We start from the raw sequence: 25,558 nt of genomic DNA on the forward strand, positions 1-25,558 counted from the left end.
CGGCCCCGGCGCAAGGAAGAAAGAGAGCTCGCCATGGCAACAGGCAGCCGTGTCATCCGTCCGCGGACCAGCATCTGGCTCTCCGAACGCAAGGCCCCGAAGCGCAAGACCGAGCAGCAGCCGGCCGGGCTCGACCATGTGAAGATCGTCGCGGCCACGGTCCGGCTGCTGGACGCCGAGGGGCTCGCCGGGTTCTCGATGCGTCGGCTGGCGGCCGAGCTGGGGGTCACCGCGATGTCGGTCTACTGGTACGTCGAGACCAAGGACCAGCTTCTCGAACTCGCCCTCGACGCGGCGATGGGCGAGATGTCGCTCCCCGCGGGGAGCCTGGGCCCCATCGAGGGCTATGAGCACTGGCAGCCCGAAGCGCGGGACTGGCGCGATCAGCTGCGCCAGATCGCTTCCGAATACCGCAGGCTGCTGACCGCTCACTCCTGGCTGCCCTCGCTGGTGGGGGAGTACATGAACATCGGGCCGAACGCCATGGCCTTCGCCAGCGCCGTACAGCGGGTGCTGCGCGACAGTGGCCTGCCCGCGGCCCAGGTGCCGGGCGCGCTGGCTCTCGTCTTCCAGTTCGTCTACGGCTTCGGCACCATCGAAGGCCGCGTTGCCGAGCGCTGCCGGGCGGCGGGCATCAGCCAGGACGAGTACTTCGCCGAGGTCATGGCCACCGTCGAGGACCGCCCGGAGTTCGACGAGTCGCGGGCGCTCATGGAGGCCCGAGGCGGCGACACCGTCCAGGAGATGCGCGAGCGGGACTTCACCTTCGCCCTGGACTGTGCGATCGCCGGCATCGAGGCCCTCCGCGACCGAGACGGCGAGCGCTGAGGGTGAAGCCTCAGGCGCCCGGCAGCTCCGTGCCCTGAACCGCTTGTATGTCGAGTTCGACCCGCAGCGTCGTGCCGATGGCGGCGATACCCGCCGCGACCACCTGGTTGTAGTTCATCGCGAACTCCTCGCGCCGCAGCTGCGCCGTGGCGCGGAAGGCGGCCCGCACCCCGCCCCACGGGTCGGGGCCCGTCCCCAGATACGTCAGGTCCAGGTCCACCTCCCGTATCACGCCGTGCAGGGACAGCTTGCCGTGCACCGTCCAGCGGTCCGCGCCGGCCGGGGTCAGCCCCGTGCTCTGGTACGTCAGGACCGGGAAGCGCTCCACGTCCAGGAAGTCGGCCGACTTCAGATGGCCGTCCCGCATGCCGTTTCCCGTGTCGATGCTCGCGGCCTGGATGACCGCCTCGACGCCGGACTTCTCGATGTCCTCCGCTATCTCGATGCGCCCGCTGAACTCCGCGAACCGGCCGTGCACGCTGGAGATGCCCAGGTGCTGCGCGACGGCCCCCACCGTCGAGTGTGCCGGGTCGATCGTCCACGCGCCGGGCGGCGGCAGCTCCACCCCGCCCTGCCGCGCCAGCACCACCGTGCCGACCTCGGCGCGCCCCGAGGCCGTGACGATCGCGGTCGAGGCGGCGGGGGCATAGCCCACGGCGGTGGCGATGACCGTGTACGGCCCGGGCGCCAGCGGCTCGTGGGTGCGCACCGCGCCGTCCTCGTCGGCCTGGGCGCGCAGCACCTGAGCGCCCGTCATGTCCGTCACGGTCAGCACGGCGTGCTGCACCGCCCAGCCGTCGCGCGTACGGATCAGGGCACGCAGCCCTCCGCCCGCGCTCCCGCCTGTTCCTGCTGCAGTGGTCGTCATGCCGCCTCTCGCTCCCGCTCCCGCTCCCGTTTCTGTCGGGGCTCTGTGTACGTCTGTGGCTTGTGTGTCTGTGACTTGTGTGTCTGTGGCTGTGCGTCTGTCGTCGTGGGCCGGACCCGGGCGGCGGCGTCAGGCCGTCCCCTGCCTGGCAGGCTCGTTCTCCACCTGCTATACACCGCCGCCGGGATCCGGGTTCCGGGCCCGGCGCTCCGGCGCCGTCCCGGCCGGGGCCGGGGCGCGTCTCCGCTCTGTGCGCCCCGGCTCCGGGGGTCCTTCCGGTCCGTCAGGCCCGTCAGGGCCGTCAGGCTGTCAGGTTCCTCAGTCGAGGGGATGGGCGAGTTCGACGTCGTGTCCGTCGACTCCCTGCCCCTGGACCGCCAGCGCGCCCGCGACCGGCGGGTAGCCGCTCGCGATGACCGTGTAGTCGCCCGCGTCCAGGTCGGTGAAGGCGTACGCCCCGTCCTCCCCGGTCGTCGCGGTGGCGACCACGTTCCCGGCCGCGTCCACCAGCGTGACCCGCGCGTCCGGCAGCGGCCGCCGGTCGGCCCCGGCCCGCACCACGCCCTGCACCCGCGCACCGGCCTGTAGCGCGATCTCGACCCGGGTCAGGCCCTGGGCGCCGACCTCGACGGGCAGCGCGGCGGGCCGGAAGCCGGCGCCGTTCACCGCGACCGTGAAGGTCCCGGGGACCAGCTCCTCGAAGCTGAAGTCGCCCTGCGCACCGGTCTTCCCGGTGGCCAGCACCTCGCCGCGGACGTCGGTGATCACGACCATCGCCGCCTCGACCGGCTGCCCGTCGGCGGCGCCGCGCACGGTGCCCGCCAGGCCGCTGGTCGCCGTCAGCACGACGTCGAACGCGAGCGGCTCGTCGCCGACCATCACGGTGGACGCCTGCGGCTGGTGGCCGTCGGCGGCCGCGATCAGGACGTAGGTGCCGGAGCCCGGCGCGTCCAGGGCGTACGAGCCGTCCACGTGCGCCACCGAACGGCCCAGCTGCCGCCCGTTCAGCGAGATCAGCGTGACCGCGGCGCGCGGGACCGCGCTGCGCTCGGCGTTCCGTACAAAACCGTGCACGCCCTGCCGGGGACGGTGGTCGGCGCCGCCGTCTCCGGCGGAGGCGTACGCGGCGAGCCGCTGCGTGGCGGCAGCGTCCGCCAGAGCGTACTCCGACGAGATGTCGGACGAGTCGGCGGCCGGCGCGCCCACGAGCGCGGGCTCGAGCTGCTCGATGGCGGTCGCGGGGCTTGTGGCGCTCGTGGCCAGGTCCTGGTCCGCGGCCTGGCCGGCCGCGGGTGCCTCGGTGGCGGAAGAGGCCTGGGCACCCGACCGGGTCTTCAGCGGGACCTCCTTGATGAACAGCGTGACGAAGAAGGCCAGCAGCGCGGCCCCCGAGGCGTACAGGAAGACGTCCGCGATGCCGTGGCCGTACGCGCTCTCCATGATGGTGCGCAGCGGCTCCGGGAGCTTGTCCGGGTCGGGGATCCCGCCGCCGCCGGCGCCGCCCTGGGCCAGTGCCTTGCCCTTGGGGCCGAGCTCGGTCAGGCCGTCCTTGATGTAGTCGGTGACGCGGTTGCCGAGCACCGCGCCGAGCGCCGAGACGCCGACCGCACCGCCCAGGGAGCGGAAGAAGGTGACGACGGCGCTGGCCGAGCCCAGGTCCTGCGGGGCCACCTGGTTCTGGGTGGCCAGCACCAGGTTCTGCATCATCATGCCGATGCCCAGGCCCATGAGCGCCATGAAGATGGCCAGGTGCCAGTAGGGCGTGTCGTACCGCATGGTGCCCAGCAGCCCCAGGCCCGCGGTCAGCAGCACACCGCCGGTGACCAGCCAGGCCTTCCAGCGGCCGGTCTTGGTGATGACCTGGCCCGAGACGGTCGAGGAGACGAACAGGCCGCCGATCATCGGGATGGTCAGGACGCCGGACATGGTCGGCGTCTTGTCCCGTGCCAGCTGGAAGTACTGGCTGAAGAAGACGGTCCCGGCGAACATCGCGATACCGACGAACAGCGAGGCGATCGACGCCAGGGCGATCGTCTTGTTGCGGAACAGCCGCAGCGGGATGATCGGCTCGCTCGCCTTGCTCTCGACCAGGAGGAAGATCAGCCCGAGGGCGATCGAGCCGCCGACCATCGCGTAGGTCTGCCAGGAGACCCAGTCGTACTTGTCACCCGCGAAGGTCACCCAGATCAGCAGCAGCGAGACCGCGGCGCTGATGAAGAAGGCGCCGGACCAGTCGACCTTGACCTCACGCTTCACGACCGGCAGCTTCAGGGTCTTCTGGAGCACGATCAGCGCGATGACGGCGAACGGCACACCGACGTAGAAGCACCAGCGCCAGCCGAGCCAGGAGGTGTCGGTGATCACGCCGCCCAGCAGCGGGCCGCCGACGGTCGCCACCGCGAAGGTCGCGCCGAGGTAGCCGCTGTAGCGGCCGCGCTCGCGCGGGGAGATCATCGCGGCCATGACGATCTGGGCGAGGGCCGACAGGCCGCCCACCCCGATGCCCTGCACGACGCGGCAGGCGATCAGCATGCCGGCGTTCTGCGAGAGTCCCGCGACCACCGAGCCGGCCACATAGATGACCAGGGATATCTGGACCAGGAGCTTCTTGCTGAACAGGTCGGAGAGCTTGCCCCACAGCGGGGTGGTGGCGGTCATCGACAGCAGGGCGGCGGTGACCACCCAGGTGTACGAGGACTGGCTGCCGTGGAGGTCCGCGATGATCTCCGGGAGGGCGTTCGAGACGATCGTCGAGGAGAGGATCGCGACGAACATGCCGAGCAGCAGCCCGGACAGCGCCTCCATGATCTGCCGGTGGGTCATCGGTTCCGCCGAGTCGGAGCCGTGGCCGTGGTGACCGCGGTGGCCTCCGCCGCCGTGCTTGGCGTGGGCGGGGTGCCCCGCGGGTCCCCGCACACCGTCGTCCGGTGTGGTCGTTGCCATGACGTTCCTTATCGTTGCGTTGGTGTACGGGTGGTGCTCTCGTCCAGCAGCTGGGGAGCCCGGGACCTGGTGTCACCGAAGCTCGTCCGCAGCCGGGCGAGCAGTTCGTTGAGAAGGCCGACGTCGTCGTCGGACCAGTCGCTCAGACAGGCGGCGAGCGCCTGCGTATAGCGCTCGGACACCTCGCTGAGCAGCTTCTCGCCGCTGGCGTTGAGGCTCAGCAGCCGTGATCGCCGGTCCTGCGGATCCGGGTTCCGGTCGATCCAGCCGCGCTCGGCGGCGTGCGCGACATGCCGGCTGGTGACCGACATGTCGATGTCGAGCAGCTCGGCCAGTTTGCTCATGCGCATTTCGCCGTAGCGGTTGAGGGCCATCAGGACGATGGCCGAGCCGGCCGCGCAGTCATGGGGGAGGACACGCGACAGCCCTCGTTTGACGGTGCCGATGGCGCTGAGTTGCCGGGCCAGCTCCTCGTACTGACTCCGTGCGGCCATGGCGACTCCAAGTACTGTCCGACCATCGGTTGCTTAGGGCAACCATAGAGGTGGTTAGTTGCTGCAGGCAAATTAAATCGGGCTTCGCTGAGTAAATTGCCCGCAAAGGCTCACCCAGGGGGCGGTCAAGCCGCCGGTCAGCGGTGCGGGTGGGGCGATTGGGGACGACGGGGCCCGGGGGTGTGCGGGATTGCGCTCATTCGCTAGGGTCGTGGGCCATGGCGAACAACCCCCAAGGTCCTGAGGGCAACTACGACCCGGCCGGCTCGACCCAGATGTTCCGGGCCTTCGTCGACGACGAAGGCGGGCGGCAGCAACAGCGGGCGGCCGCTCCTTCTTCCTCCGGCGGCCCGCGCATCGGGGTGATCGTCGGCGTGATCGTCGCGATCGCCGTCGTCGCCGGAGTTGCCTGGCTGGCCCTGGCCTAATCGGTTTCCGCTGAGGGACTCCAGGTGACCGAGGCGTCCTGGGTCTCGATGTGCATGCCCAGCGGTACCCGCCAGTCGTCCACGCACACCTCCCAGGTCTTCTCCTTCTTCCCGCCCGCCTCGATCGGCGCGGGCAGGTCGCGCGTCGACTCGATCGTCGCCCAGTCGATGCCGAGGGCGTCGATGATGTGGGTCGCGAAGGTGATCTTCCCCGACGTCACGGGGGTGCCCCCGGTGTTGCGGAACTCGACGGTCACCTTCTCGCACCAGCGGTCGTCGGCCGCCGCGCGCACCAGCTCGCCGATCGTCACCTCGGCGGGGCCGCTCGGGGTGGCGGGCGAGTCGGGCGTGGACTGAGGAGGCGCCGAGCCGCCGCCCGGGCCGCCTGAGCCGCCGTCCGTGCTTCCCGAGCCGCCGGAGCCGCCGGCGGGCCCGGGGCCGCCCGAGCCGCCCCCGCCGGTGCCGTCAGGGGTGCCGCCGGTCCGGTCGCCGTCGTCGGCGTCTCCTCGCCCCGGCGTCTTCCCCGGTGATTCCCCGGGCTTCCCGGTCGCGGCGGTCCCGTCCCGCCCCGGCGAGGCGTCCGGCGCGCCGGAAGTCTTCGTACCCCCGGCCCCGGAGGGGCGCCCCTTCCCGCCCCGGCCGGAGTCCTTTCCCGTGCCGTCGCCATCGAGGGGCACCAGTTCCACGCCGCCCTTCGGCGGCGCGGTCGTGGCCCGTGGCCCGTCCGGCCCGGCCGCGTCGGCCGCGAGGTATCCGTCGTCGCCGCCGGCGCAGCCGCTGAGCAGCGCGCCCAGGCACAGCGCGGCCGCCGAGGAGGCGATCGCCGTGCCCCGGCGGCCCGTTGTCCGGCTCCACGCGTATCGCATCGGGCCAGTGTGGCTGACGACCCGTCAGATGTACAGGGTCGTGCGGCAGCCGTGCACCGGCCCGATGACGGCGCGTCAGTCGGCGATGAGCCCTTCCCGCAGCTGCGCCAGAGTCCGCGTCAGCAGCCGTGAGACATGCATCTGGGAGATCCCGACCTCTTCGCCGATTTGCGACTGCGTCATATTGGCGAAGAAGCGGAGCATGATGATCTGGCGCTCGCGCGGCGGGAGCTTGGCCAGCAGCGGCTTGAGCGACTCCCGGTACTCCACGCCCTCAAGGGCGCTGTCCTCGTAGCCGAGCCGGTCCGCCAGCGACCCCTCGCCGCCGTCGTCCTCGGGGGACGGGGAGTCCAGCGAGGAGGCGGTGTAGGCGTTGCCCACCGCCAGCCCGTCGACCACGTCCTCCTCCGAGACGCCGAGCGCCGTGGCGAGCTCGGTGACCGTCGGGGAGCGGTCGAGCTTCTGGGACAGCTCGTCGCTGGTCTTGGTGAGGGCCAGGCGCAGCTCCTGGAGCCGCCGCGGCACCCGCACCGACCAGCTGGTGTCGCGGAAGAAGCGCTTGATCTCGCCCACGACGGTCGGCATGGCGAAGGTCGGGAACTCCACGCCCCGCTCGCAGTCGAACCGGTCGATCGCCTTGATCAGGCCGATCGTGCCGACCTGGACGATGTCCTCCATGGGCTCGTTGCGGCTGCGGAAGCGGGCCGCCGCGTAGCGCACCAGCGGGAGGTTCAGCTCGATGAGGGTGTCACGTACGTAGGTGTGCTCCACGCTGTCCCGGTCGAGCGCGGCGAGCCGCAGAAACAGGGAGCGGGAGAGGGTGCGGGTGTCGATGGCGTCGCCGTTGTCGAGCACGTGCGGTGCGTCGTTGGTGAGCACCTTCGAGCTGCCCAGTTCTACGGACATGCCACCCCCTTTGGGTCGCGGACGGATCCCAGCTGCGCTCGTCGCGTCGAACGCAGCCTCCCCCTGAATACCGGAGGTCGGGCCGCGGCAAACGCGGTTCCTGCAGAATGTCACATGTCGGCAACACGCTGTAGCGCCATGTCGACATTACTGCCCGGAAGGAGTGAGGGAAGGGTCCCCCGTCCCGGTTATGACTCGATCCGGTTTGCGGACCTGAGCCTGGCGAAGCTGCGGGACAGCAGCCGGGAGACATGCATCTGTGAGACGCCGAGCTCGGCGCTGATCTGAGATTGAGTCAGATTGCTGTAGTAACGGAGCAAAAGGATGCGCTGCTCGCGCTCCGGCAGTTGGACGAGGAGGTGCCGCACCAGATCGCGGTGCTCGACTCCGGCGAGTGCCGGATCCTCGTAGCCGAGCCGGTCGACCAGCCCCGGCAGCCCGTCGCCCTCCTGGGCGGCCTCCAGTGAGGTCGCGTGGTACGAGCGCCCGGCCTCGATGCAGGCCAGCACCTCGTCCTCGCCGAGCCCGAGCCGTTCGGCGATCTCGGCGGTGGTGGGCGACCGGCCGTGCAGCACCGTCAGGTCCTCGGTCGCGCCGTTGACCTGCACCCACAGCTCATGCAGCCGGCGCGGCACATGGACGGTGCGGACGTTGTCGCGGAAGTAGCGCTTGATCTCGCCGACCACGGTCGGCATGGCGAAGGTCGGGAACTGCACGCCGCGCTCCGGGTCGAACCGGTCGATCGCGTTGATCAGGCCGATCGTGCCGACCTGGACCACGTCCTCCATCGGCTCGTTGCGGCTGCGGAACCGGGCCGCCGCGTAGCGCACCAGCGGCAGATTGGCCTCGATCAGCGCGTCCCGCACCCGCGCGTGTTCGGGGGTGCCGGGCGTCAGGTGGGAGAGCTCGGCGAACAGCACCTGGGTGAGCGCCCTGGCGTCCGCCCCGCGGCTTCTGCCGCTGTCGCTGCCGCCGTCGCCCTGGGGCGGCGTTCTGGGCGCGGTACGGGCTGACACGGTCACGCCACCCCTTCACGATGTACTCACCCGGCAAAGCGGTCATAGCATCACAAGACATGTGCACTGTGTGCAAGCACCGCATTACTACGTGTTGGTGGCTGGGTTGCCGGGTGTTCGAAGAGTGGTGAGGGGTGGGGGTCGACTCGGGGCCTGGGCGGGTCCGTCGGTCAGTTGATCAGTTCTGTCATGAACTCGCCGACGCTCTTGGCGGCGTCCGATATCCCCTCGAACCCCACCTGGACGAGGTCGGCCGCCCGCGCCGGGCTGTTGATGATCGTGTACAGCACGAAGACGATGACCATGTAGAGCGCGACTTTCTTCGCCTGTGCCATCTCGTGCTGCCTCCCCTGCGGCCTGTGTAGTCGCGTGAGTCTATCCACACGTTTGGCGCAGTGGTCTCATCAGTCCTACGAATCAACTGGTGTCTCCATCTGCGCCTTGCCCCCTCCCCGTACCCGTACGCGGGCACCGCGGGGCACGGTGGTCAAAGCGGCGCATGAGGGTGGATTCTGGAGAGGGGGCCTCGATCGGGCGAGCGGTCGGAAGGGGGCTCAGATGCGTGGGGATCAGATGCGCGTGGGCGTGCTGACCGGTGGTGGCGACTGCCCGGGCCTCAACGCGGCGATCCGCGCGATCGTCCGCAAGGGCGTACAGGAGCGCGGCTTGGAGTTCGTCGGCGTGCGGGACGGCTGGCGCGGCGCCCTGGAGGGCGGGATCGTGCCGCTGGACATCCCCGCCGTACGCGGCATCCTCCCGCGCGGCGGGACCATTCTCGGCTCCTCCCGGACCAATCCGCTCAAGAGCGAGGACGGGGTGTCCCGGGTGCGGGAGACCCTGGAGGCGTACGGCGTGGACGCGCTCATCGCGATCGGCGGCGAGGACACGCTCGGGGTCGGCGCGGCGCTGGCGGACGAGGGGATCGACGTGGTCGGCGTGCCCAAGACCATCGACAACGACGTCACCGGCACCGACTACACCTTCGGCTTCGACACCGCGGTCAACATCGCGACCGAGGCCATCGACCGTCTGCACACCACCGCCGAATCGCACACCCGGACGCTGGTCGTCGAGGTCATGGGCCGGCACGCGGGCTGGATCGCCCTGCACTCGGGCATCGCGGGCGGCGCCAATGTCATCCTCATCCCCGAGCAGCCGTTCGATGTGGACCAGGTCTGCGAATGGGTGGAGAACCGCTTCAAGATCCGGTACGCCCCGATCGTCGTGGTGGCCGAGGGCGCGGTCCCGAAGGCGGGGCAGATGGTGGTGAAGGACTCCTCGCTCGACGAGTTCGGCCATGTGCGGCTGTCCGGCATTGGGGAGTGGCTGGCGCGGGAGATCTCCGACCGCACCGGCAAGGAGGCCCGTACCACGGTCCTCGGGCACATCCAGCGCGGCGGCACCCCCAGCGCCTTCGACCGCTGGCTGGCCACGCGGTTCGGGCTGCGCGCGGTCGACGCGGTGTACGAGCGGGACTTCGGCACGATGGTCGCGCTGCGCGGCACGGACATCGTGCGCGTGCCGCTGTCCGAGGTCACCGTGGGGACCAAGGGCGTGGACCCGGCCCTCTACGCGGAGTTCGGCGTCTTCTTCGGCTGATGTGGGCTGATGCCGGCTGATGCCGGCCGACGTTCGGCTGAGGCTCGCGGGCCCGGGCCGGGCTGGACCAGCGGGTCGGGCCGGGTCAGGCCGGGTGCGGCACCACCGCGACCGGACAGTGGGCGTGGTGCAGTACGGCGTGGGCGACCGGCCCCAGATGCCGCTCGGCGACCCGGGCGGCCGTCCGGCGGCCGACGACCAGCAGCAGTGCCCGCGCGGAGGATCTGACCAGCGCCTGCGCCGGGTTGAGCAGAACGACATCGGGGACGACCTCGACCTGCGGATATCTCGTACGCCAGGGCCGCAGGGCGTCGGACACCGCCTGACCTTCCTGGTCCTCCCACATGCCGCGGTCCTCCTCGAGGACGCCGATCATCCACGCGGAGGGAGCGGCGGCGGGCAGTGCCCACGCGTGCACCACGCGCAGCCGGGCCTTGTGCGACAGGGCGGCGCGGAAGGCGAACTCGGCGGTTTCGGCCAGGTGGCCGTGCGCGTCGAGGGCGGCGACGACCTCGGCACCCTCGTCTGCCTCCCCTTCCTCGCCCACTCGCCCTGCCTCGCCTGCCTCCTCTTCCTCGCCTGCCTCCTGCCCGGCCTCGGGCCCCGCGGGGACCGTCACGACGGGGCAGTCGGCGGCGGTCGCCACCCGCAGCGCCACGGACCCCACCGCCAGCCCGTCGAAGCCGCCCCAGCCGCGCGCCCCCACGACCAGGAGCCCGGCGCTCCCCGCCGCCGTGAGCAGGGCCTCGTCCGCGGCGGCCGCGACATGCTCGCCGGTCACCTCCAGGCCCGGATGGCGGTCGGCGAGGTCCGCCGCGGCCTGCCGGATCATCTGCTCGCCGACATATCCCCAGGCGTCGGCCCCCGGCACCGGGGAGATCCGGGGCGGAAGCGGTGGGGAGGCGTGCAGGAGCAGCAGCGGAGCCGCTCGGTCCAGCGCTGCCAGGGCGGCCCGGCCCGCCGCCGCCAGACTGCACTCGGAACCGTCGACTCCGGCCACTACAGGGCCGCCGCTCATCGGGGACTCCTTCCTGTCGCCCTTCCTGTCGCCCTCCCTGCGCCTTCCTGCCGCCGCGGGCTGCGGGCAGGCCGCGGCGGCTGATGCCTCATTTAGTCTAGATATAAGGCGAATGTTCGTGAACCGGCCGGTGCGGCGCGTGCTGCGGCGCAGCGCACCGGACGCTCCGGCCCCTTCTGCCCGCTACTGCGGCGAACCGTAAGCGGCGGGCGCGAGCTGGAGCTGGCGGCGGGCGCGAGCTGAAGTGGCGGGCGCGGGCTGATGGGCCGCAATCCGGCGTGCCGGGGCCCGACGCGTCGCGCACGGCGCGCCGGGGCGTGCCTGAGGGCCTGTCGGCGGTGGGTGCTCCGCATCCCTCGCCGGTTTCTCTTGCTGGTTGAGGCCCGACTCCGTACCCTCCATCTGACGGACCGTCAGATGAGTGGGTGTCCGGTCCGCGTGCCGGACGCCAGGGGAGAGGACGGCATGACTGGCGAGACGAACGGCGCAACCGAGCTGCCCATGGTCATCAGCGTGGACGACCACGTGATCGAGCCCGCACACCTCTTCGACACCTGGCTGCCCGCCAAGTACCGGGACCGCGGCCCGAAGCCCCTGACCGCCGGAATCGGCGAGCTTGCCTATGTCGGCGGCAAGTACCGGATCACCACCGACCCGGACGGCCCGCCGACCGACTGGTGGCAGTACGAGGGGCTTCTGTTCCCGTACAAGCGGATCATCGCGGCCGTCGGCTTCTCGCGCGACGAGATGACCCTCCAAGGCATCACCCGCGACCAGATGCGGCGCGGCTGCTGGGACCCCAAGGCCCGGGTCGCGGACATGGAGATGAACCACGTCGAGGCCTCGCTGTGCTTCCCGACCTTCCCGCGCTTCTGCGGCCAGACCTTCGCCGAGGCCGAGGACAAGGAGGTCGGCCTGGCGTGTGTCCGGGCGTACAACGACTGGATGGTGGAGGAGTGGTGCGGGGACAGCGGCGGGCGGCTGATCCCGCTGTGCCTGATCCCGCTGTGGGACGTGGAGCTGGCGGTCCAGGAGATCCGCCGGAACGCGGCGCGGGGCGTGCGCGCCGTGACGTTCAGCGAGATCCCCACGTACCTGGGTCTGCCGAGCATCCACAGCGGCTACTGGGACCCGTTCTTCGCCGAGTGCGAGGCCACGGGCACGGTCGTGTGCATGCACATCGGGTCGTCCTCCCAGATGCCCGCCGCCTCCCCGGACGCCCCGCCGGCCGTCCAAGCGGCCCTGAGCTTCAACAACGCCATGGCCTCGATGATGGACTTCCTGTTCAGCGGCGTCCTGGTGCGCTTCCCGCGGCTGAAGCTCGCGTACGCCGAGGGTCAGATGGGGTGGATCCCGTACGCCCTGGAGCGCGCGGACGACGTCTGGGAGGAACACCGGGCCTGGGGCGGGGTGCGCGACCTGATCCCGGAGCCGCCGTCCATGTACTACTACCGGCAGATCTTCTGCTGCTTCTTCCGCGACAAGCACGGCGTCGCCTCGCTGGACACCGTCGGCGTGGACAACGCGACCTTCGAGACGGACTACCCGCATGTCGACTCGACCTGGCCGCACACCAAACGGGTCGCGGCCGAGCATGTGACCGGGCTGCCGCCGGAGACCGTCTACAAGATCCTGCGGGGCAACGCGATCCGGATGCTCGACCTCGACTTCGACAAGGACCGAGCGGTCTAGCGGCCCATCAGGCGCGGCTGGGCCACATGGCTGATTCTCGCCCGGCCGGGCCATCCGGCCGACAGGCCCGAGGTGCGGGCGGGGCCGGTCATGGCGAGGCTGGTCCTATGGAGGACAAGACCAGGAACCGGCCCCGCGTGGTAGTGGACGAGCCGCTCGACGGGCGCCGCCGCGTAGTGATCGACGGCGAGGACGTCGGGGTCGTCGTCAGCGCCGACGAACTGCGGGGGGTGCTGCGCCGCGCGGGCCTGATGGCGGAGGGCGCCCCCATCGATGACCCTCAACTGATCGAGTGGCACGGCGGCGGCCCCGACGACTGGCCCGCCGCGTAGGAGAGACCGGCGTGGGCGCGGTGGTTGGGGCGACGTGGCAATGTCACGGCCAGAGCGAGGAATCAGGCCATGCGCGTCCGGCTTCCTCTTCGAGTCGTCGGGCTCCGGTGAGGGCGTGACGGCTTTTCGGCGGAGCTGCGCGGACCCTGGGGGCTAATCTGCCTTCACCGCGCCCGAGCCCACGGGCGGGTATTCATCCTGGGGGGTAAACCCGACATGCGAAGACGCAGCTTATCGACCGCGACAGCGCTTGCGGTCCTTCTCGGCTCGGCCGCGCTGGCCGTGGGTCCGGCGGGGGTGGCGGCGGCCGACTCCAGCAAGGTTCTGCCCGTGAAGTCCGCGGGCGACGTGGTGGTGGACGGCGTCCACCAGAAGGTCTTCATCAGCGATCCGTACAGCGGGAAGATCGTCGCGACCGACTACGCGGGCCGGGTCCTGGCGACCGTGACCGACCTCACCGGCGTCGACGGGCTGGCCCTGTCCGCCGACTCGGGGCAGCTGTACGCGGCCGTGCCCGGCGACGACTCCATCGTGTCCGTCGAGACAGCGACGGTCACCCGGGCCGCCCGGTACGCGACTGGCGAGGGCACGGATCCGAAGTACGTCGCCCTCGCGGGTGGCAAGGTCTGGTTCGGGTACGGCGGCGGCGGTCACGGCAACATCGGCTCGCTGGACCTCTCCGGCAGTGAGCCGACGGTGGCACTCGGCCAGGACGACGACAGCACCTGGGCCGAGGCGCCGAGGCTGGCAGCCGCGCCGGGCGCCCCGAACACGCTGGCGGCCGCGTCCCCGAACGCCTCCCCCTCCCCGCTCGGCGTCTACGACGTTGCCACCGGAAGCGCGAGCCGCACGGCTCACGTCGACGACCGGAACGGCGGGATCGAGGATCTCGCGTTCACCCCGGACGGCAGCCGCCTCATCACGGCCAGCGGGGACGACCGCGTCTGGGTCCGGCAGGCCTCGGACCTGGTGGAGGCGGGTTCGTACCCCACCCCGCACTACGCCAACGCCGTCGCCACGGCACCCGACAGCACGGTCGCGGCAGGCAGCTTCTCCTGGTACGACCCGGATGTCCACGTCTTCCCGCCCGGCTCCACGGCCCCGGTCCGGCAGTACGAGTTCCCCAACACGGGCACCAGCAGCGGCGCCGACACCCTGGCCGACGGAGGTCTGGCGTGGGAGCCGGGCGGAGGCCGGCTGTTCGCGGTGTCCAGCAACAGCGAGGGCGTGTTCTCGCTCCGGGTCCTGACCGACCCGACCAAGTCGGCCCCGACGATGACGGTCACCGCCCCCGCCCAGGCCACCCGCGCCAGACCGCTCACTGTCTCCGGCAAGCTCACCGCCTCCCTGCCGCTCCCGGCCGGGACCCCGCTCACCGTCACCCGGACCGACCTGGAATCCCCGCAGGGCAAGTCCCTCGGCACGAAGAAGCTCGGCGCGCGGGGCGCCTTCTCCTTCTCGGACACGCCGCCCGCGGGGGGCAAGGTCACCTACAAGGTGTCGTACGCCGGTGACGCCACACACACCGCGACTTCCGCCTCCGCCTCGGTCGGCGTCTCCCGGGCCACGCCCGCCCTGACCGTGAACCGGAACGGCAAGGTTTACCCCTACGGCGCCGACGTCTCCTTCACCGCCCACCTCGGCACCACTTACACGAACCGCACGGTCGAGATCTGGGCCGACCCCTACGGCTCCGACAAGCCGAAGAAACTGGTCAAGAAGGGCCGCGTCAACTCCAGCGGCAATCTGTCCGTCACCGTGGACATGACCCGCGACACCATTGTCACCGCCGTGTTCGCGGGAGACGCCCGCTACGCCGGCAGGACGGTCAAGTCCACGGCGTACGCCAAGGTGAAGATCTCCACCTCGGTCTCCCGTCACTACAAGACGGGCAAGATCGGATCGAAGACGTACTACTACTTCCACAAGAGGACCAACCCGATCTTCACCACCACCATGAGCTACTACCCGGGGCGGTCCCAGCGGTTCGCGCTGGAGGTGTACTCCTCCGGTTCCTGGTACGAGACCGGCTACGACTACTTCCGGCTGGGGGCAGGCGGAAAGTCGGCCGTTGAACTGACCGGCGCCCGCGACACCGGTGTGCGCGCGCGGATCCGCTCCTCGTACGTCAACGGTTCCTCCGGGGACAACGTGAACTCCACGACGCACGGTGCCTGGAAGTACTTCACCTTCACCAGCTAGCCACCGCACGGCGCCCGAGGCACCCGGCGCCGGGACCATACGCAAAAGCACCCCTCCGGCCTGGTCTCCAGGCCGGAGGGGTGCTGTCAGCGGTAGCGGTGGGATTTGAACCCACGGAGGAGTTGCCCCCTCACACGCTTTCGAGGCGTGCTCCTTAGGCCGCTCGGACACGCTACCGAGAGAGAGCTTAGCGGACGGTTGGCCGTGCTCCGAAATCGGTTATGGGCGGGGAGTGCGGAAGAAAGAGGTGAGGAGGGCGGCGCACTGGTCGGTGAGGACGCCGGGGACGACCTCGGGGCGGTGGTTGAGGCGGCGGTCGCGGACGACGTCCCAGAGGGAGCCGACGGCGCCGGCCTTGTCGTCGGTGGCGCCGTAGACCACGCGGTCCAGGCGGGACAGGACGATCGCGCCCGCGCACATGGTGCAGGGCTCGAGGGTGACCACGAGCGTGCAGCCGGTGAGGCGCCAGCCGCCGAGGCGGCGGGCGGCGTCGCGGAGCGCGAGGATCTCGGCGTGAGCGGTGGGGTCGCCGTGGGCCTCGCGCTCGTTGCGGCCGTGGCCGAGGGGGGAGCCGTCCGGGCCCAGTACGACGGCGCCGACCGGCACGTCGCCCGTCTCCGGTGCCCGCGCCGCCTCCTCCAGCGCGAGGCGCATCGGTGCGCGCCAGGGGTCGCGGAGGGGGTCGGGGGCGGGACCGGAGACGAGGCCGGACAGCGGATCGGTCATGGCACCAGTGTGGGCGACGGCGCGGCCGGGCCGGCAGCGGTCAGCGCACCGCCTCCAGCCCCTCCATGCTGCAGCCCAGCATGTCGGCGATGGATTCGAGCGCGTCCCCGTCCAGGGCCTTCAGCTCCTTCTCGTCCATGCCGAGGTCGGCCAGGATGTCGGCGTCGCCGAGCGGGCCCGCCGGGACCGGCGCGTCCGGGTCGGCGTCCTCGTCGTCGTTCGCGTCGGGTTCGCCGTCCTCGGTGCCGTCCAGGTCGACGAGGCTGTCCAGGTCCTCGTCGGGGCCCCGGCCGAGCAGCTCGTCGGTGAGCATCTGGCCGTACGAACTGCGGGCGGCCGCGGCGGCGTCCGATACATAGATGTGCGGATCCTCCTCGCCGTCCACGCGGACGACGCCGAACCACGCGTCTTCGTGTTCGATGAAGGCCAGCACCGTGTCGTCGTCTGAGGCCTCACGGGCCAGTTCGATCAGATCCGTCAGGGTCTCCACGTCATCGAGCTCTGTGTCGCTCGCTTCCCACCCTTCTGCGGTGCGCGCGAGCAATGCGGCGAAGTACACCGTGACTCTCCCACTGGTCATAGGCGTGCTGGGGCGGGCGGGACAGTGCCCCGCCCCAATCGGAATCGTGGCAGAAACCATCGCTTCGCGAGAGGTCTTCCGCGCTGCGTCGTGCACCAGTCCAAAGAGATGTAACTCACGCGGACCGAAACGGACCGGTACGGGCCCGCCGCGGGGCCTCACCAGCGGAACGTCCGCGTGTGCGGGCACCTGGCGCATCCGGGCCGCCCGACACACCGTCGGCAGCGGCCGGAAGGGGGCGGAAGGGGCCGGAAGGGCGGCCGGGCGGCGTGGGTGTCAGGGTGCTCGGTTACTGTCGATGCCATGCGGATTCATGTCGTCGACCACCCGCTGGTGGCGCATAAACTCACCACGCTGCGCGACACGCGCACCGATTCCCCCACCTTCCGGCGGCTCGCCGACGAGCTGGTCACCCTGCTCGCGTACGAGGCGACCCGGGACGTGCGCACCGAGCAGGTCGACATCGAGACCCCGGTGACGGCGACGACCGGGGTGCGGCTGTCCCACCCGCGCCCCATGGTGGTGCCGATCCTGCGGGCGGGCCTGGGGATGCTGGACGGCATGGTGCGGCTGCTGCCGACCGCCGAGGTCGGCTTCCTGGGCATGATCCGCGACGAGGAGACGCTGGAGGCGTCGACGTACGCGACGCGGATGCCCGAGGACCTCTCGGGCCGTCAGGCGTATGTGCTGGACCCGATGCTCGCGACCGGCGGGACGCTCGTCGCGGCGATCGGGGAGCTGATATCGCGGGGTGCCGACGATGTCACCGCCCTGTGTCTGCTGGCCGCGCCCGAGGGTGTGGAGACCCTTGAGCGCGAGCTGGCGGGCGCGCCCGTCACGGTGGTCACCGCGTCGGTCGACGAGCGGCTGAACGAGAACGGGTACATCGTCCCCGGGCTCGGCGACGCCGGGGATCGGATGTACGGGACGGCCGGCTGAGCGGCGGCCTCAGTGGCCTGACCGGCGCGGGCCGGGACGTCAGCGGGCCGGGGCGTCAGCAGGCCGGGGCGGAGGACGACGGCTTCGGTGCGGCCAGGGCGGCCAGCGCCTTGACGGCGTCCTTCTGCTTGACCAGGTCCTTGAAGCCGTTCCCGATGATCAGGTCGACGTCCTTGCCCGGGCGCCCGTCGTTCTTCGTCTGGGCGCCCGCGAGCTGCGTGGCGAGTACGTCGAAGGGTCCGTCTGTGGCCGCCGGGGCGCCGAGCAGCATCCCGGGGGCCTTGACCTTCTTGTCGTACGCGCCGGGCGCGTTGCCCACCTTTCCGATCTTGAAGCCGCGCTTCCGCAGCTCGTCGGCGGTGTCCTTGGCCAGCCCCGTGCGCGGAGTGGCGTTGTAGACGTTGACGGTGATCTCGGCGGGCTTCGGCAGCGACTTCGGGGCCTTCGGGGCCGTGCGCGCGGCCTTGTCGTGGCCCTTGTCGTGGCCCTTGGCGAGCTCGCGCTTGCAGTCCGCCGTGCCCCGCGCCGCGCGCACCGTCTTGTCGTCGCCGCCGCCCGAGAACACGTCGATGAGCTGGAGCGTTCCCCAGCCGACCAGGCCGAGGGCGACGACCGTACCCATCGCGGCGAACACGAGCCGACGGCGGCCTCGGGGTCGGCGCATACGCGGGTATCGGTTGCCCGTGATGCGGTACTTTCCGCCCATGCCGGGAGGGGTGAGCATGCTCATAGGCGCAGCGTAGTGCGGCTCGGTGACGATGCCTACTAAATGATCAATGGTTGCCGCCCAGCCCAACCCGAAAGGGCCAACGGGCCCGTCGTGGCGGCGGTCGGCAAGCGGGGGTGTGGCCGGCCGGTCAGCCGAGTTCCAGGACGCGCGCGTGCAGCACCTGGCGCTGCTGGAGCGCGGCGCGCACGGCGCGGTGCAGCCCGTCCTCCAGATACAGGTCGCCCTGCCACTTCACGACATGGGCGAAGAGGTCCCCATAGAACGTCGAGTCCTCCGCGAGCAGCGTCTCGAGGTCGAGTTGCTGCTTCGTGGTGACCAGTTGGTCAAGACGTACCGGGCGTGGGGCGACATCCGCCCACTGGCGGGTGCTTTCCCGGCCGTGGTCGGGGTACGGCCGACCGTTTCCGATGCGCTTGAAGATCACACGGAAAGCCTACCGGGCAAGCGGCACCCGGCGCAGCCAAGGCGCGGGAGTGCCGGGCCGCTGTCGCCCGCTCCGAGTCCGCTCCGAGTCCGTTCCGGACCCGTTCTGGCCCGTTCCGGGGGGTGCGTCGAGGGGGCAGAAGCGAAAAAGTCGGCAAATCGGGAAAAAATGTTTGACCGGGACTAGTCGCGCAGAAGGTGCGGGAGTAACGTAATTAACAGCCTGCGGGGCGAGCGAGGGAGCTCGACCGGAGACACGTTCAGGAAAGAGAACGTCGGTACTCCAGGAAGAAGGACTTCGGTTCTTCGGAACGGAGAGGTTTTCTGGAGAGGACGCGTCCTAGATGGCCGGGCTGAGAGGCCAGAAGGTCGGGGAGACCGGAAGGCGACCTCCAGCACCTGATCCGGACAATGCCGGCGAAGGGAGCCCACCTCGCAGGTTTTGTGCTGCCCGGGCTGTCTCGATCAGCAGGTAGAGCAGCCCGTTGCACCCTCTCCCGCTCAGGGGCGGGCCAGCCGCCGCTCGCCGCCGGTGCCCGGCCGATAGCTCAGCTTGTAGTGGCTGAAGACCGCCTCCTCCTCCGTGGCGGGCAGCACGGCGTCGGTGCCGATGGACGGGGCGCCGCGCACCTGGTCCTTGGGATAGGTGACCTTCAGATAGCCCGGGCCCACGGTCGCGCCCTCGAGGGGGACGAACACCAGTCGCCGCCGGGTCGGCATGCCGACGGTGACGGTCGCGAAGGCGGGTTGGTCGGTGGCGGTGTCCACATAGATCGACTCCAATGTGCCGATCTTGCGGCTGGCGCTGTCCACCACGTCGTGGTCGCGCCACTTCCGGATGTCGTCGGCCTCGAACACCGTGCCCTCCAAACATCGCTTGCTCTCATCCTCCGACGGCCTTCGGCGGGCGGCCACTCCACGCGCCCGGCGGTTGCGCCGCCCGACGGAGGCCCGGAGCATGGCAAGGGGGAGGCCATGGAGTCGCGCAGGTGCGCGCAGCCGCTCAGTTCACGGAGTTCGGCATGGCAGATCGCCGCAGTCTCGGCCCGTCGTCCCCGTCGTCCCCGTCGTCCCCGCCGCCGCGCTGCCTGGTCACCGGAGCGACCGGCTATATCGGCAGCAGGCTGGTGCCCGAGCTGCTGGCGGCCCGGCATACGGTGCGCTGCCTGGCTCGCTCGCCCGACAAGCTGCGCCGGCACCCCTGGGCGGCGCGGGTGGGGCAGGCGCGCGGGGACGTCATGGACGCGCGGTCCGTGCGGGCGGCCATGGAGGGTATGGACGTCGCGTACTACCTGGTGCACTCGCTGGGGACCGGCCCCGGCTTCGAGGAGACCGACCGCCGGGCGGCCCGGATCTTCGGGGAGCAGGCGCGCGCCGCGGGGGTCCGGCGGATCGTCTACCTCGGCGGGCTGACCCCATCCGGGGTGCCCGAGTGCGACCTCTCGCCCCATCTGCGCTCGCGGGCCGAGGTGGGCCGCGTCCTGCTGGCCTCGGGAGTGCCCACCGCCGTACTGCGGGCCGGTGTGATCATCGGCTCGGGTTCGGCTTCGTTCGAGATGCTGCGCCATCTGACCGAACGGCTCCCGGTGATGGTCACTCCGCGCTGGGTGCGCACCCGGACCCAGCCGATCGCCGTCCGCGATGTGCTCCGGCTGCTGGTGGGCTGCGCCCGGCTGCCGTACGAGGTGAACCGCGCCTTCGACATCGGTGGGCCGGACGTGGTCACGTACCGCGACATGATGCGGCGGTACGCGGCCGTCGCCCGGCTGCCGCGGCGGCTGGTGATCCCCGTGCCGGTGCTCACCCCATGGCTCTCCAGCCTGTGGGTCGGCCTGGTCACGCCCGTGCCGGGCGCCCTCGCCCGCCCGTTGGTGGAGTCGCTGCGGCATGAAGTGGTCTGCCGGGAGGGGGACATCGCCCGCCACGTGCCACCACCCGCCAGAAGCGCAGCCGGCCCGCTCGGCGGCCCGCTCCCCCTGGACCAGGCGCTGCGGCTGGCGCTGCGGTCCCCCGCCGCCCCGGCCGCGCCGAGCGATCCGCTGCCGACGGACCCGCCCTGGGCGGGCGGCAGCCGCCGCGTCGACCACCGCGAACGGGTGGTGGACGCCGCGCCGGAGGAGCTCTGGCAGGCGGTGGAGGGGATCGCGCGCGGGGACCGCTGGCAGTCCCTGCCGCCCGCGTGGGCGCTGCGCGGCTGGCTGGACACGGTGGTCGGCGGGGCGGGTCTGCACCTCGGCCGCCGGGAGGCGGCGCCGCTGCGAGCCGGGGACCGGCTGCGCTTCTGGCGGGTGGAGGAGGTGGAGCCGCGACGGCGGCTGCGGCTGAGGTCCGAGCTGCCGCTGCCCGGACCGGCGTGGCTGGAGATCTCGGTGGGCGAGGACGGGGCGGGCGGCGCGGTGTACCGGCAGCACGCCGTCTTCGAGCCGCACGGACTGACCGGCCAACTGTGCGGCTGGGGCGGCGCGGCCTGCGGCGGTCTGGTCTTCGACGGCATGGCCCGGGACGTCGCCGCCAGGGCCGAGGCGCACGCGGCCGTGCCCGGCTGAGCGGGGGTGAGTGCCGGTGCGCGTGAGCGTCGCCCTGTTCACCGCGGATCTGCGGGTGCACGACAACCCGGTGCTGTACGGCGCGCTGCGGGAGGCGGAGAGCGTGGTGCCGCTGTTCGTCGTCGATTCCGGGATACGGGAAGCCGATTTCGTCGTGCCCAATAGGGCGGCCTTTCTCGCCGACTGCCTCGCCGATCTCGACGCGGCGCTGCGGGCGCGCGGCGGACGGCTGGTCGTCCGGCGCGGGGAGGTGGTCCAGGAGACCTGCCGGGTGGCGGAGCGGACCGGGGCCGGGGCGGTGCATATGGCGGGCGGGGTGAGCGGTTACGCGGCGCGGCGGGAGGAGCGGCTGCGGGCGGCGCTGGCCGGCGCGGGGCGGGAGCTGCGGGTGCACGACGGCGCGGTGACGGTGGTCGCGCCCGGCGCGCTGGTCCCCTCGGGCAGGGGCCACGGCGAGTCGGGCAGGTGCCACGGCAAGGACCACTTCGCGGTGTTCACCCCGTACTACCGCCGATGGCGCGGCGAGACCTGGCGCGCCCGGCTCCCCGCGCCGCGCGCGGTCCGCGTGCCCTCGATCCGCTCCGCCGCCCTGCCCACCGCGGCGTCCCTGGCCCCGGGCGCGGCCTCCCCGGACCTGCCCGCCGGGGGAGAGACGGCGGCCCGCCGCAGGCTGCGGCGCTGGGCGTCGGGCCCGCTGGCCGACTACGCCGAGCGGCAGGACGATCTCGCCGGGGACGCCACCTCCAGGCTCTCCCCTTATCTGCACTTCGGCTGTCTGTCGCCGGTGGAGGTGGCGTGCCGGGCCCTGGAAGCGGACGGCCCGGGGGCCGAGGCCTTTGTCCGCCAGCTGGCCTGGCGGGACTTCCACTACCAGGTCCTGGCCGCGCGCCCGGACGCCGCCCACCGCGACTACCGTCCGCGGCACGACCGCTGGCGAGACGACGCGGATGAGGTCGCGGCCTGGTGCGAGGGGCTGACCGGCTGTCCGGTCGTGGACGCGGCGATGCGTCAGCTGAGGCAGGAGGGCTGGATGCCGGGCCGGGCGCGGCTGCTGGCGGCGAGCTTCCTGGCGAAGACCCTGTACCTCGACTGGCGCACCGGAGCCCGGCACTTCCTCGCGCTGCTGGTGGACGGCGACCTCGCGAACAACCAGCTCAACTGGCAGTGGGTGGCCGGCACCGGCACCGACACCCGCCCCAACCGGATCCTCAACCCGCTCACCCAGGCGCTGCGCCACGACCCCGAAGGGGAGTACGTACGCCGCTGGGTGCCCGAACTCGCCGCCGTTCAGGGCCCGGCCGTGCACCGCCCCTGGCGGCTGCCCGGCCCGGACCGCGCCGCCCTGGCCTACCCCGACCCGATCGTGGACCTCGCCGAGGCGACGGCCCGCTTTGCCCGCTTCAGGCGTGCCGCCTAACCTTCGCCATCCGCATCCGCCAGCGCCGCTTTCAGGGTTCCCGTGCCGCGCGTACGCCGTCGAACTCGACGGGCAGGTGCCGCGGACCGCGCAGCAGCGCGTTCTGGCGGTACGGGGGCGGGTCCTCCAGCAGCCGGGGGTTCTCCAGCCGGCGGGCGAGCTCGGCCAGCGCGAGCTGCCCCTCCAGCCGGGCCAGCGGCGCGCCGTAGCAGATGTGGATGCCGCTGCCGAAGCCCAGGTGCTGGTTGTCCTTGCGGTCCGGATCGAACCGGTCGGGGTCGGGGAAGCGCCGCGGGTCGCGGTTGCCGGAGGCCAGGATCAGCCAGACGGCCGCGCCCTTGGGGATGGTGACGCCCGCGATGTCGATGTCGGTGAGCGGGGTGCGCTGCGGCAGCAGCTGGACCGGGGGCTCGTAGCGCAGCACCTCCTCCACCAGCGGGACGGCCAGGCGCGGATCGTCGCGCAGCCGCTTGAGGACGTCGGGGTGGCGCAGCAGGGTCAGCATCCCGTTGGTGATCAGGTTGACCGTCGTCTCGTGCCCGGCGATCAGCAGCAGCACGGCGGTGCTGACCAGTTCGGCGTGGGTCATCCGGCCGTCCGGACCGTCCCCGTGGACGAGCGAGGAGAGCATGTCCTCGCGCGGTGCGCGGCGGCGTTCCTCGATCAGCTCGGACAGGTACATGCCCAGTTCGGTACGGGCCTTCCGGACGGCGCGGCGCCGCTCGGCGACGTCCGCGCCCGCGGCGGGGTCGAGGCTGGAGGCGATGGTGTCGGCCCAGTCGTGGAAGAGCGGCTCGTCGTTGCGGGGCACCCCGAGCAGCCGGCAGATCACGGTCACCGGGAAGGGGTACGCGAAGTCGTCGACCAGGTCGACCCGGTCCCGGCCCTGGAACTCGTCGATGAGGCCGGAGACGATCCCGGCGAGCTCGCCGCGCATGTCGTGGATCCGCCGCGGGGTGTGCGGCGGCCCGAAGGGGTACGTCGCGATCCGGCGCAGCCGGTCGTGCTCGGGCGGGTCGAGCCGCAGGAAGCTCGGCGCCAGGCTCGGGTCGTCCTCCTCGTCGACGGCGACCAGGTCCGCGGCCTCCGGGTCGAGGTTGCGGGGGTCCGAGCTGAGCCGCGGGTCGTGCAGCAGGCCGTGGATCTCCCAGTACGTGCTGACGAGGTACGGGCCGCCCTCGTCCCGCAGCACGGGCGTCTTCCGCAGCTCGGCGTAAATGGGGTAGGGGTCGGCGCGGTTGGCGTAGTCGGTGATCTGCCGCAGATACGTGCCGTGCGTCATGACGGAGAGTCCTTCCGGGTGGGGGGTCAGACCCGGGCGGGGGTGAAGACGATCCGCCGGTCGGTGGGTGAGTAGCCGCTGAGGGTCACGGTCGGCCCGTGGGTCGGCAGGGAGGGGTCGGGGAAGTCGGCGGGGACCGGGCGCAGCCCGTCGGGCCGCCGGTCGACGGAGCGGAAGGGCGGCGGGAAGGGCGCGGCCGTCTCGATCTGCCGCCGGTAGAAGTCCAGCCACTTGGCCTGGTCGAAGGTGACGGCGGCGATGACGCGGCCCTGGTAGCCGTAGACGCCGGTGAAGCTGCGCTCGGCCAGCGCCCCCTGGGCGATCAGGATCTCCTCGCCCAGCGAGGGCACCCCGACGGACTTGATGTTCACCCCGAACTGCGAGGACCAGAAGGCGGGGACCCACAGGTGGGGGCGGCGGTCCGGGCCGGCACTGATCATGTTGTGCGCCGCGACCTCGGCCTGCGCGACGGCGTTGCCCCAGTGTTCGAGGGACAGGAACTGGTAGCCGAAGAGCGGATGCGGGGACCGGGCGACGTCCCCGGCCACGAACACGTCGTCGGTGACCAGGCCCCGGACGTCGAACGCCCGGCACCCGGCGTCGCACGCGACCCCCCGGGGCCCGGCGCCGAGCCCCGATCCGGCCAGCCACTCGGTGTTGCGGACGGCGCCGAGCGCGACCACGGCCAGGTCCACGTCGAGGGCGGTGCCGTCGGACAGATGGGCGCGCCGCAGCCGCCCGGCCGCGTCCCCCTCCAGCCCGGTGACCATGACCGAGCAGCGCAGATCGACGCCGTGCGCCCGCTGCAGCTCCGCCGCGACCTGGCCGATCACCCCGCCCAGGGCGCCCACCAGCGGCGTCGGGCCGCGCTCGGCGACGGTGACGGGCAGCCCCAACTCCCGGCAGGCGGAGGCGATCTCCGAGCCGGTGAAGCCGCCGCCGATGACCAGCACCCGCCGGGGCCCGGCCATGAGCCGCCGCCGCAGCCGCGCCGCGTCCCGGCTGGTGCGCAGCACGAAGACGCCGTCGAGCTCGGCTTCGGCGGGGTGCGGCCAGGGGCGGGAGCGGACGCCGGTGGCGATCAGCAGCCGGTCGTACGGCACCTCGTCGCCGTCGGCCAGGCGCACCCGGCGGGCCGTCAGATCCAGCCCCGTGGCGGCGGTCCCCAGGCGCCAGTGGGCGTCGATCGCCCGGCGCCGGGGCAGCGTGGTGCGGTCCGCGGCCGCGCTGCCCACCAGCACCTGCTTGGACAGCGGCGGACGGTCGTACGGCTGGTCGGGCTCGTCGCCGATGAGCGTGAGCGAGCCGGTGAAGCCCTCCTCGCGCAGGGTCTCCGCGGCGCGCAGACCGGCCAGGGAGGCGCCGACGATCACGATCCGCCCCTCGCGCCGCAGCCGCGCCAGGCTGTTGTCACTGGTGGACATCGGAGGCCACCGGGGGCACGTCGTCCATCAGGATCGCCTGGACCGGGCAGGCGGCCACCGCGTCGGCCACCTGCTCACGGCGCGCGTCGTCGGCGTAAGGCGTGTACCGCAGCGACTCCTCCCCGTTCAGGGCGAACACGTCGGGCGCCAGGAAGACGCACTGCGCGTACCCCTGGCACCGGTTGAGATCGACGACAAGCCTCATCGGCCCTGTCCTTCCGGTGGCTCGGCGGCCCTCCCGGGCCCAGCATGGGCGAACCGGCCCGCGCCCGCGCGCGCAGCCGGGCCGAAGGGGTGAA

25 protein-coding genes and 1 tRNA gene are annotated in these 25,558 nt (G+C 71.9%); 9 read left to right on the forward strand and 17 right to left on the reverse strand.

Annotated elements, in window-relative coordinates:
• The first annotated feature begins 33 nt into the window (after positions 1–33).
• Positions 34–828, forward strand: a complete 795-nt coding sequence (locus ACWY4P_RS26935; RefSeq protein WP_456202910.1) for a TetR/AcrR family transcriptional regulator — start codon at positions 34–36, stop codon at positions 826–828.
• 10 nt (positions 829–838) lie between these two features.
• Here the strand turns inward: ACWY4P_RS26935 and ACWY4P_RS26940 are convergent, their stop codons facing one another.
• The 3 genes from ACWY4P_RS26940 to ACWY4P_RS26950 all read right to left on the reverse strand — a co-directional run bounded on the left by ACWY4P_RS26940 (position 839) and on the right by ACWY4P_RS26950 (position 5,133).
• Entirely contained in the window at positions 839–1,696 is an 858-nt protein-coding gene (locus tag ACWY4P_RS26940; protein WP_456202911.1) for a YceI family protein, read from the reverse strand.
• Between the two features lie 318 nt (positions 1,697–2,014).
• On the reverse strand, positions 2,015–4,639 hold the full coding sequence (locus ACWY4P_RS26945; protein ID WP_456202912.1) for an MFS transporter: 2,625 nt from the start codon (positions 4,637–4,639) through the stop codon (positions 2,015–2,017).
• Positions 4,640–4,647: 8 nt separating this feature from the next.
• Positions 4,648–5,133: a MarR family winged helix-turn-helix transcriptional regulator gene (locus ACWY4P_RS26950; RefSeq protein WP_456202913.1), complete on the reverse strand. Its 486-nt coding sequence runs from the start codon at positions 5,131–5,133 to the stop codon at positions 4,648–4,650.
• A 218-nt stretch (positions 5,134–5,351) separates the two neighbouring features.
• Here ACWY4P_RS26950 and ACWY4P_RS26955 point away from each other — a divergent pair, with 218 nt between their 5' ends.
• Positions 5,352–5,561 carry a hypothetical protein gene (locus ACWY4P_RS26955; protein ID WP_385626457.1) on the forward strand — a complete coding sequence of 70 codons (210 nt, stop codon included), beginning with the start codon at positions 5,352–5,354 and terminating at the stop codon, positions 5,559–5,561.
• Here the strand turns inward: ACWY4P_RS26955 and ACWY4P_RS26960 are convergent.
• The 4 genes from ACWY4P_RS26960 to ACWY4P_RS26975 all read right to left on the reverse strand — a co-directional run bounded on the left by ACWY4P_RS26960 (position 5,558) and on the right by ACWY4P_RS26975 (position 8,684).
• Positions 5,558–6,427, reverse strand: coding sequence for a hypothetical protein (locus ACWY4P_RS26960; protein WP_456202914.1), 870 nt, complete (start codon positions 6,425–6,427; stop codon positions 5,558–5,560). The genes ACWY4P_RS26955 and ACWY4P_RS26960 overlap by 4 nt on opposite strands.
• A gap of 75 nt (positions 6,428–6,502) precedes the next feature.
• A complete protein-coding gene (locus ACWY4P_RS26965; RefSeq protein ID WP_014177817.1) occupies positions 6,503–7,333 on the reverse strand; it encodes an RNA polymerase sigma factor SigF in 831 nt (276 codons plus the stop codon).
• 188 nt (positions 7,334–7,521) lie between these two features.
• Positions 7,522–8,355: an RNA polymerase sigma factor SigF gene (locus ACWY4P_RS26970; RefSeq protein WP_456202915.1), complete on the reverse strand. Its 834-nt coding sequence runs from the start codon at positions 8,353–8,355 to the stop codon at positions 7,522–7,524.
• Positions 8,356–8,519: 164 nt separating this feature from the next.
• Positions 8,520–8,684 (reverse strand): hypothetical protein, encoded by a 165-nt coding sequence (locus ACWY4P_RS26975; RefSeq protein WP_456202916.1) that lies wholly within the window; start codon positions 8,682–8,684, stop codon positions 8,520–8,522.
• Between the two features lie 238 nt (positions 8,685–8,922).
• Between ACWY4P_RS26975 and ACWY4P_RS26980 the strand changes: the two genes are divergently transcribed.
• Positions 8,923–9,948, forward strand: a complete 1,026-nt coding sequence (locus ACWY4P_RS26980; protein ID WP_456213072.1) for a 6-phosphofructokinase — start codon at positions 8,923–8,925, stop codon at positions 9,946–9,948.
• A gap of 85 nt (positions 9,949–10,033) precedes the next feature.
• On the opposite strand, the gene ACWY4P_RS26985 is transcribed toward ACWY4P_RS26980, so the two are convergent.
• Positions 10,034–10,966 (reverse strand): universal stress protein, encoded by a 933-nt coding sequence (locus ACWY4P_RS26985; RefSeq protein WP_456202917.1) that lies wholly within the window; start codon positions 10,964–10,966, stop codon positions 10,034–10,036.
• A 465-nt stretch (positions 10,967–11,431) separates the two neighbouring features.
• Between ACWY4P_RS26985 and ACWY4P_RS26990 the strand changes: the two genes are divergently transcribed.
• The 3 genes from ACWY4P_RS26990 (at position 11,432) to ACWY4P_RS27000 (ending at position 15,192) form a co-directional block, all read left to right on the forward strand.
• Positions 11,432–12,658, forward strand: coding sequence for an amidohydrolase family protein (locus tag ACWY4P_RS26990; protein ID WP_456202918.1), 1,227 nt, complete (start codon positions 11,432–11,434; stop codon positions 12,656–12,658).
• Positions 12,659–12,765: 107 nt separating this feature from the next.
• Entirely contained in the window at positions 12,766–12,990 is a 225-nt protein-coding gene (locus ACWY4P_RS26995; protein ID WP_456202919.1) for a hypothetical protein, read from the forward strand.
• 216 nt (positions 12,991–13,206) lie between these two features.
• Positions 13,207–15,192: an Ig-like domain repeat protein gene (locus ACWY4P_RS27000; protein WP_456202920.1), complete on the forward strand. Its 1,986-nt coding sequence runs from the start codon at positions 13,207–13,209 to the stop codon at positions 15,190–15,192.
• A 90-nt stretch (positions 15,193–15,282) separates the two neighbouring features.
• Here ACWY4P_RS27000 and ACWY4P_RS27005 read toward each other — a convergent pair.
• The 3 genes from ACWY4P_RS27005 to ACWY4P_RS27015 all read right to left on the reverse strand — a co-directional run bounded on the left by ACWY4P_RS27005 (position 15,283) and on the right by ACWY4P_RS27015 (position 16,477).
• Positions 15,283–15,369 (reverse strand) — tRNA-Ser (locus tag ACWY4P_RS27005).
• 42 nt (positions 15,370–15,411) lie between these two features.
• Entirely contained in the window at positions 15,412–15,918 is a 507-nt protein-coding gene (gene tadA, locus ACWY4P_RS27010) for a tRNA adenosine(34) deaminase TadA (protein WP_456202921.1), read from the reverse strand.
• Positions 15,919–15,958: 40 nt separating this feature from the next.
• Entirely contained in the window at positions 15,959–16,477 is a 519-nt protein-coding gene (locus ACWY4P_RS27015; protein ID WP_456202922.1) for a tRNA adenosine deaminase-associated protein, read from the reverse strand.
• A 324-nt stretch (positions 16,478–16,801) separates the two neighbouring features.
• Between ACWY4P_RS27015 and upp the strand changes: the two genes are divergently transcribed.
• Complete coding sequence (gene upp, locus ACWY4P_RS27020; RefSeq protein WP_456202923.1) at positions 16,802–17,437, forward strand: uracil phosphoribosyltransferase; 636 nt, start codon at positions 16,802–16,804, stop codon at positions 17,435–17,437.
• 55 nt (positions 17,438–17,492) lie between these two features.
• On the opposite strand, the gene ACWY4P_RS27025 is transcribed toward upp, so the two are convergent.
• From ACWY4P_RS27025 to ACWY4P_RS27035, 3 genes are all read right to left on the reverse strand, one after another.
• Positions 17,493–18,167, reverse strand: a complete 675-nt coding sequence (locus ACWY4P_RS27025; RefSeq protein WP_456202924.1) for a LytR C-terminal domain-containing protein — start codon at positions 18,165–18,167, stop codon at positions 17,493–17,495.
• A 127-nt stretch (positions 18,168–18,294) separates the two neighbouring features.
• A complete protein-coding gene (locus ACWY4P_RS27030) occupies positions 18,295–18,591 on the reverse strand; it encodes a type II toxin-antitoxin system VapB family antitoxin (RefSeq protein WP_003986294.1) in 297 nt (98 codons plus the stop codon).
• A gap of 500 nt (positions 18,592–19,091) precedes the next feature.
• Positions 19,092–19,448, reverse strand: coding sequence for a PRC-barrel domain-containing protein (locus tag ACWY4P_RS27035; protein WP_456202925.1), 357 nt, complete (start codon positions 19,446–19,448; stop codon positions 19,092–19,094).
• A 164-nt stretch (positions 19,449–19,612) separates the two neighbouring features.
• Here ACWY4P_RS27035 and ACWY4P_RS27040 point away from each other — a divergent pair, with 164 nt between their 5' ends.
• Together ACWY4P_RS27040 and ACWY4P_RS27045 are read left to right on the forward strand one after the other, a co-directional pair.
• Entirely contained in the window at positions 19,613–21,136 is a 1,524-nt protein-coding gene (locus tag ACWY4P_RS27040) for a DUF2867 domain-containing protein (RefSeq protein ID WP_456202926.1), read from the forward strand.
• Between the two features lie 16 nt (positions 21,137–21,152).
• Positions 21,153–22,553 carry a cryptochrome/photolyase family protein gene (locus ACWY4P_RS27045; RefSeq protein WP_456202927.1) on the forward strand — a complete coding sequence of 467 codons (1,401 nt, stop codon included), beginning with the start codon at positions 21,153–21,155 and terminating at the stop codon, positions 22,551–22,553.
• A gap of 31 nt (positions 22,554–22,584) precedes the next feature.
• Here the strand turns inward: ACWY4P_RS27045 and ACWY4P_RS27050 are convergent, their stop codons facing one another.
• Genes ACWY4P_RS27050 through ACWY4P_RS27060 form a run of 3 tightly spaced genes read right to left on the reverse strand, consistent with a single transcriptional unit; the run spans position 22,585 to position 25,464 of the window.
• On the reverse strand, positions 22,585–23,835 hold the full coding sequence (locus tag ACWY4P_RS27050) for a cytochrome P450 (RefSeq protein ID WP_456202928.1): 1,251 nt from the start codon (positions 23,833–23,835) through the stop codon (positions 22,585–22,587).
• Between the two features lie 26 nt (positions 23,836–23,861).
• A complete protein-coding gene (locus ACWY4P_RS27055) occupies positions 23,862–25,259 on the reverse strand; it encodes an NAD(P)/FAD-dependent oxidoreductase (RefSeq protein WP_456202929.1) in 1,398 nt (465 codons plus the stop codon).
• Entirely contained in the window at positions 25,246–25,464 is a 219-nt protein-coding gene (locus tag ACWY4P_RS27060) for a ferredoxin (protein ID WP_456202930.1), read from the reverse strand. The genes ACWY4P_RS27055 and ACWY4P_RS27060 overlap by 14 nt, the downstream gene beginning before the upstream one ends.
• Positions 25,465–25,558 lie beyond the last annotated feature (94 nt).

It is taken from the genome of Streptomyces sp. LZ34 (genome assembly GCF_053890475.1).

What these genes read in the sequence shown, in the direction of transcription:
- ACWY4P_RS26950 (WP_456202913.1), bottom strand. Translation starts at nt 5,133, where the DNA reads ATGGCCGCACGGAGTCAGTACGAGGAGCTGGCCCGGCAACTCAGCGCC.
- ACWY4P_RS26955 (WP_385626457.1), top strand. Translation starts at nt 5,352, where the DNA reads ATGGCGAACAACCCCCAAGGTCCTGAGGGCAACTACGACCCGGCCGGC.
- ACWY4P_RS27000 (WP_456202920.1), top strand. Translation starts at nt 13,207, where the DNA reads ATGCGAAGACGCAGCTTATCGACCGCGACAGCGCTTGCGGTCCTTCTC.
- ACWY4P_RS27025 (WP_456202924.1), bottom strand. Translation starts at nt 18,167, where the DNA reads ATGAGCATGCTCACCCCTCCCGGCATGGGCGGAAAGTACCGCATCACG.
- upp (WP_456202923.1), top strand. Translation starts at nt 16,802, where the DNA reads ATGCGGATTCATGTCGTCGACCACCCGCTGGTGGCGCATAAACTCACC.
- ACWY4P_RS26995 (WP_456202919.1), top strand. Translation starts at nt 12,766, where the DNA reads ATGGAGGACAAGACCAGGAACCGGCCCCGCGTGGTAGTGGACGAGCCG.
- ACWY4P_RS26975 (WP_456202916.1), bottom strand. Translation starts at nt 8,684, where the DNA reads ATGGCACAGGCGAAGAAAGTCGCGCTCTACATGGTCATCGTCTTCGTG.
- ACWY4P_RS27050 (WP_456202928.1), bottom strand. Translation starts at nt 23,835, where the DNA reads ATGACGCACGGCACGTATCTGCGGCAGATCACCGACTACGCCAACCGC.
- ACWY4P_RS27040 (WP_456202926.1), top strand. Translation starts at nt 19,613, where the DNA reads ATGGCAGATCGCCGCAGTCTCGGCCCGTCGTCCCCGTCGTCCCCGTCG.
- ACWY4P_RS26940 (WP_456202911.1), bottom strand. Translation starts at nt 1,696, where the DNA reads ATGACGACCACTGCAGCAGGAACAGGCGGGAGCGCGGGCGGAGGGCTG.
- ACWY4P_RS27055 (WP_456202929.1), bottom strand. Translation starts at nt 25,259, where the DNA reads ATGTCCACCAGTGACAACAGCCTGGCGCGGCTGCGGCGCGAGGGGCGG.
- ACWY4P_RS26990 (WP_456202918.1), top strand. Translation starts at nt 11,432, where the DNA reads ATGACTGGCGAGACGAACGGCGCAACCGAGCTGCCCATGGTCATCAGC.
- ACWY4P_RS26945 (WP_456202912.1), bottom strand. Translation starts at nt 4,639, where the DNA reads ATGGCAACGACCACACCGGACGACGGTGTGCGGGGACCCGCGGGGCAC.
- ACWY4P_RS27060 (WP_456202930.1), bottom strand. Translation starts at nt 25,464, where the DNA reads ATGAGGCTTGTCGTCGATCTCAACCGGTGCCAGGGGTACGCGCAGTGC.
- tadA (WP_456202921.1), bottom strand. Translation starts at nt 15,918, where the DNA reads ATGACCGATCCGCTGTCCGGCCTCGTCTCCGGTCCCGCCCCCGACCCC.
- ACWY4P_RS26965 (WP_014177817.1), bottom strand. Translation starts at nt 7,333, where the DNA reads ATGTCCGTAGAACTGGGCAGCTCGAAGGTGCTCACCAACGACGCACCG.
- ACWY4P_RS26960 (WP_456202914.1), bottom strand. Translation starts at nt 6,427, where the DNA reads ATGCGATACGCGTGGAGCCGGACAACGGGCCGCCGGGGCACGGCGATC.
- ACWY4P_RS26935 (WP_456202910.1), top strand. Translation starts at nt 34, where the DNA reads ATGGCAACAGGCAGCCGTGTCATCCGTCCGCGGACCAGCATCTGGCTC.
- ACWY4P_RS26980 (WP_456213072.1), top strand. Translation starts at nt 8,923, where the DNA reads ATGCGCGTGGGCGTGCTGACCGGTGGTGGCGACTGCCCGGGCCTCAAC.
- ACWY4P_RS26985 (WP_456202917.1), bottom strand. Translation starts at nt 10,966, where the DNA reads ATGAGCGGCGGCCCTGTAGTGGCCGGAGTCGACGGTTCCGAGTGCAGT.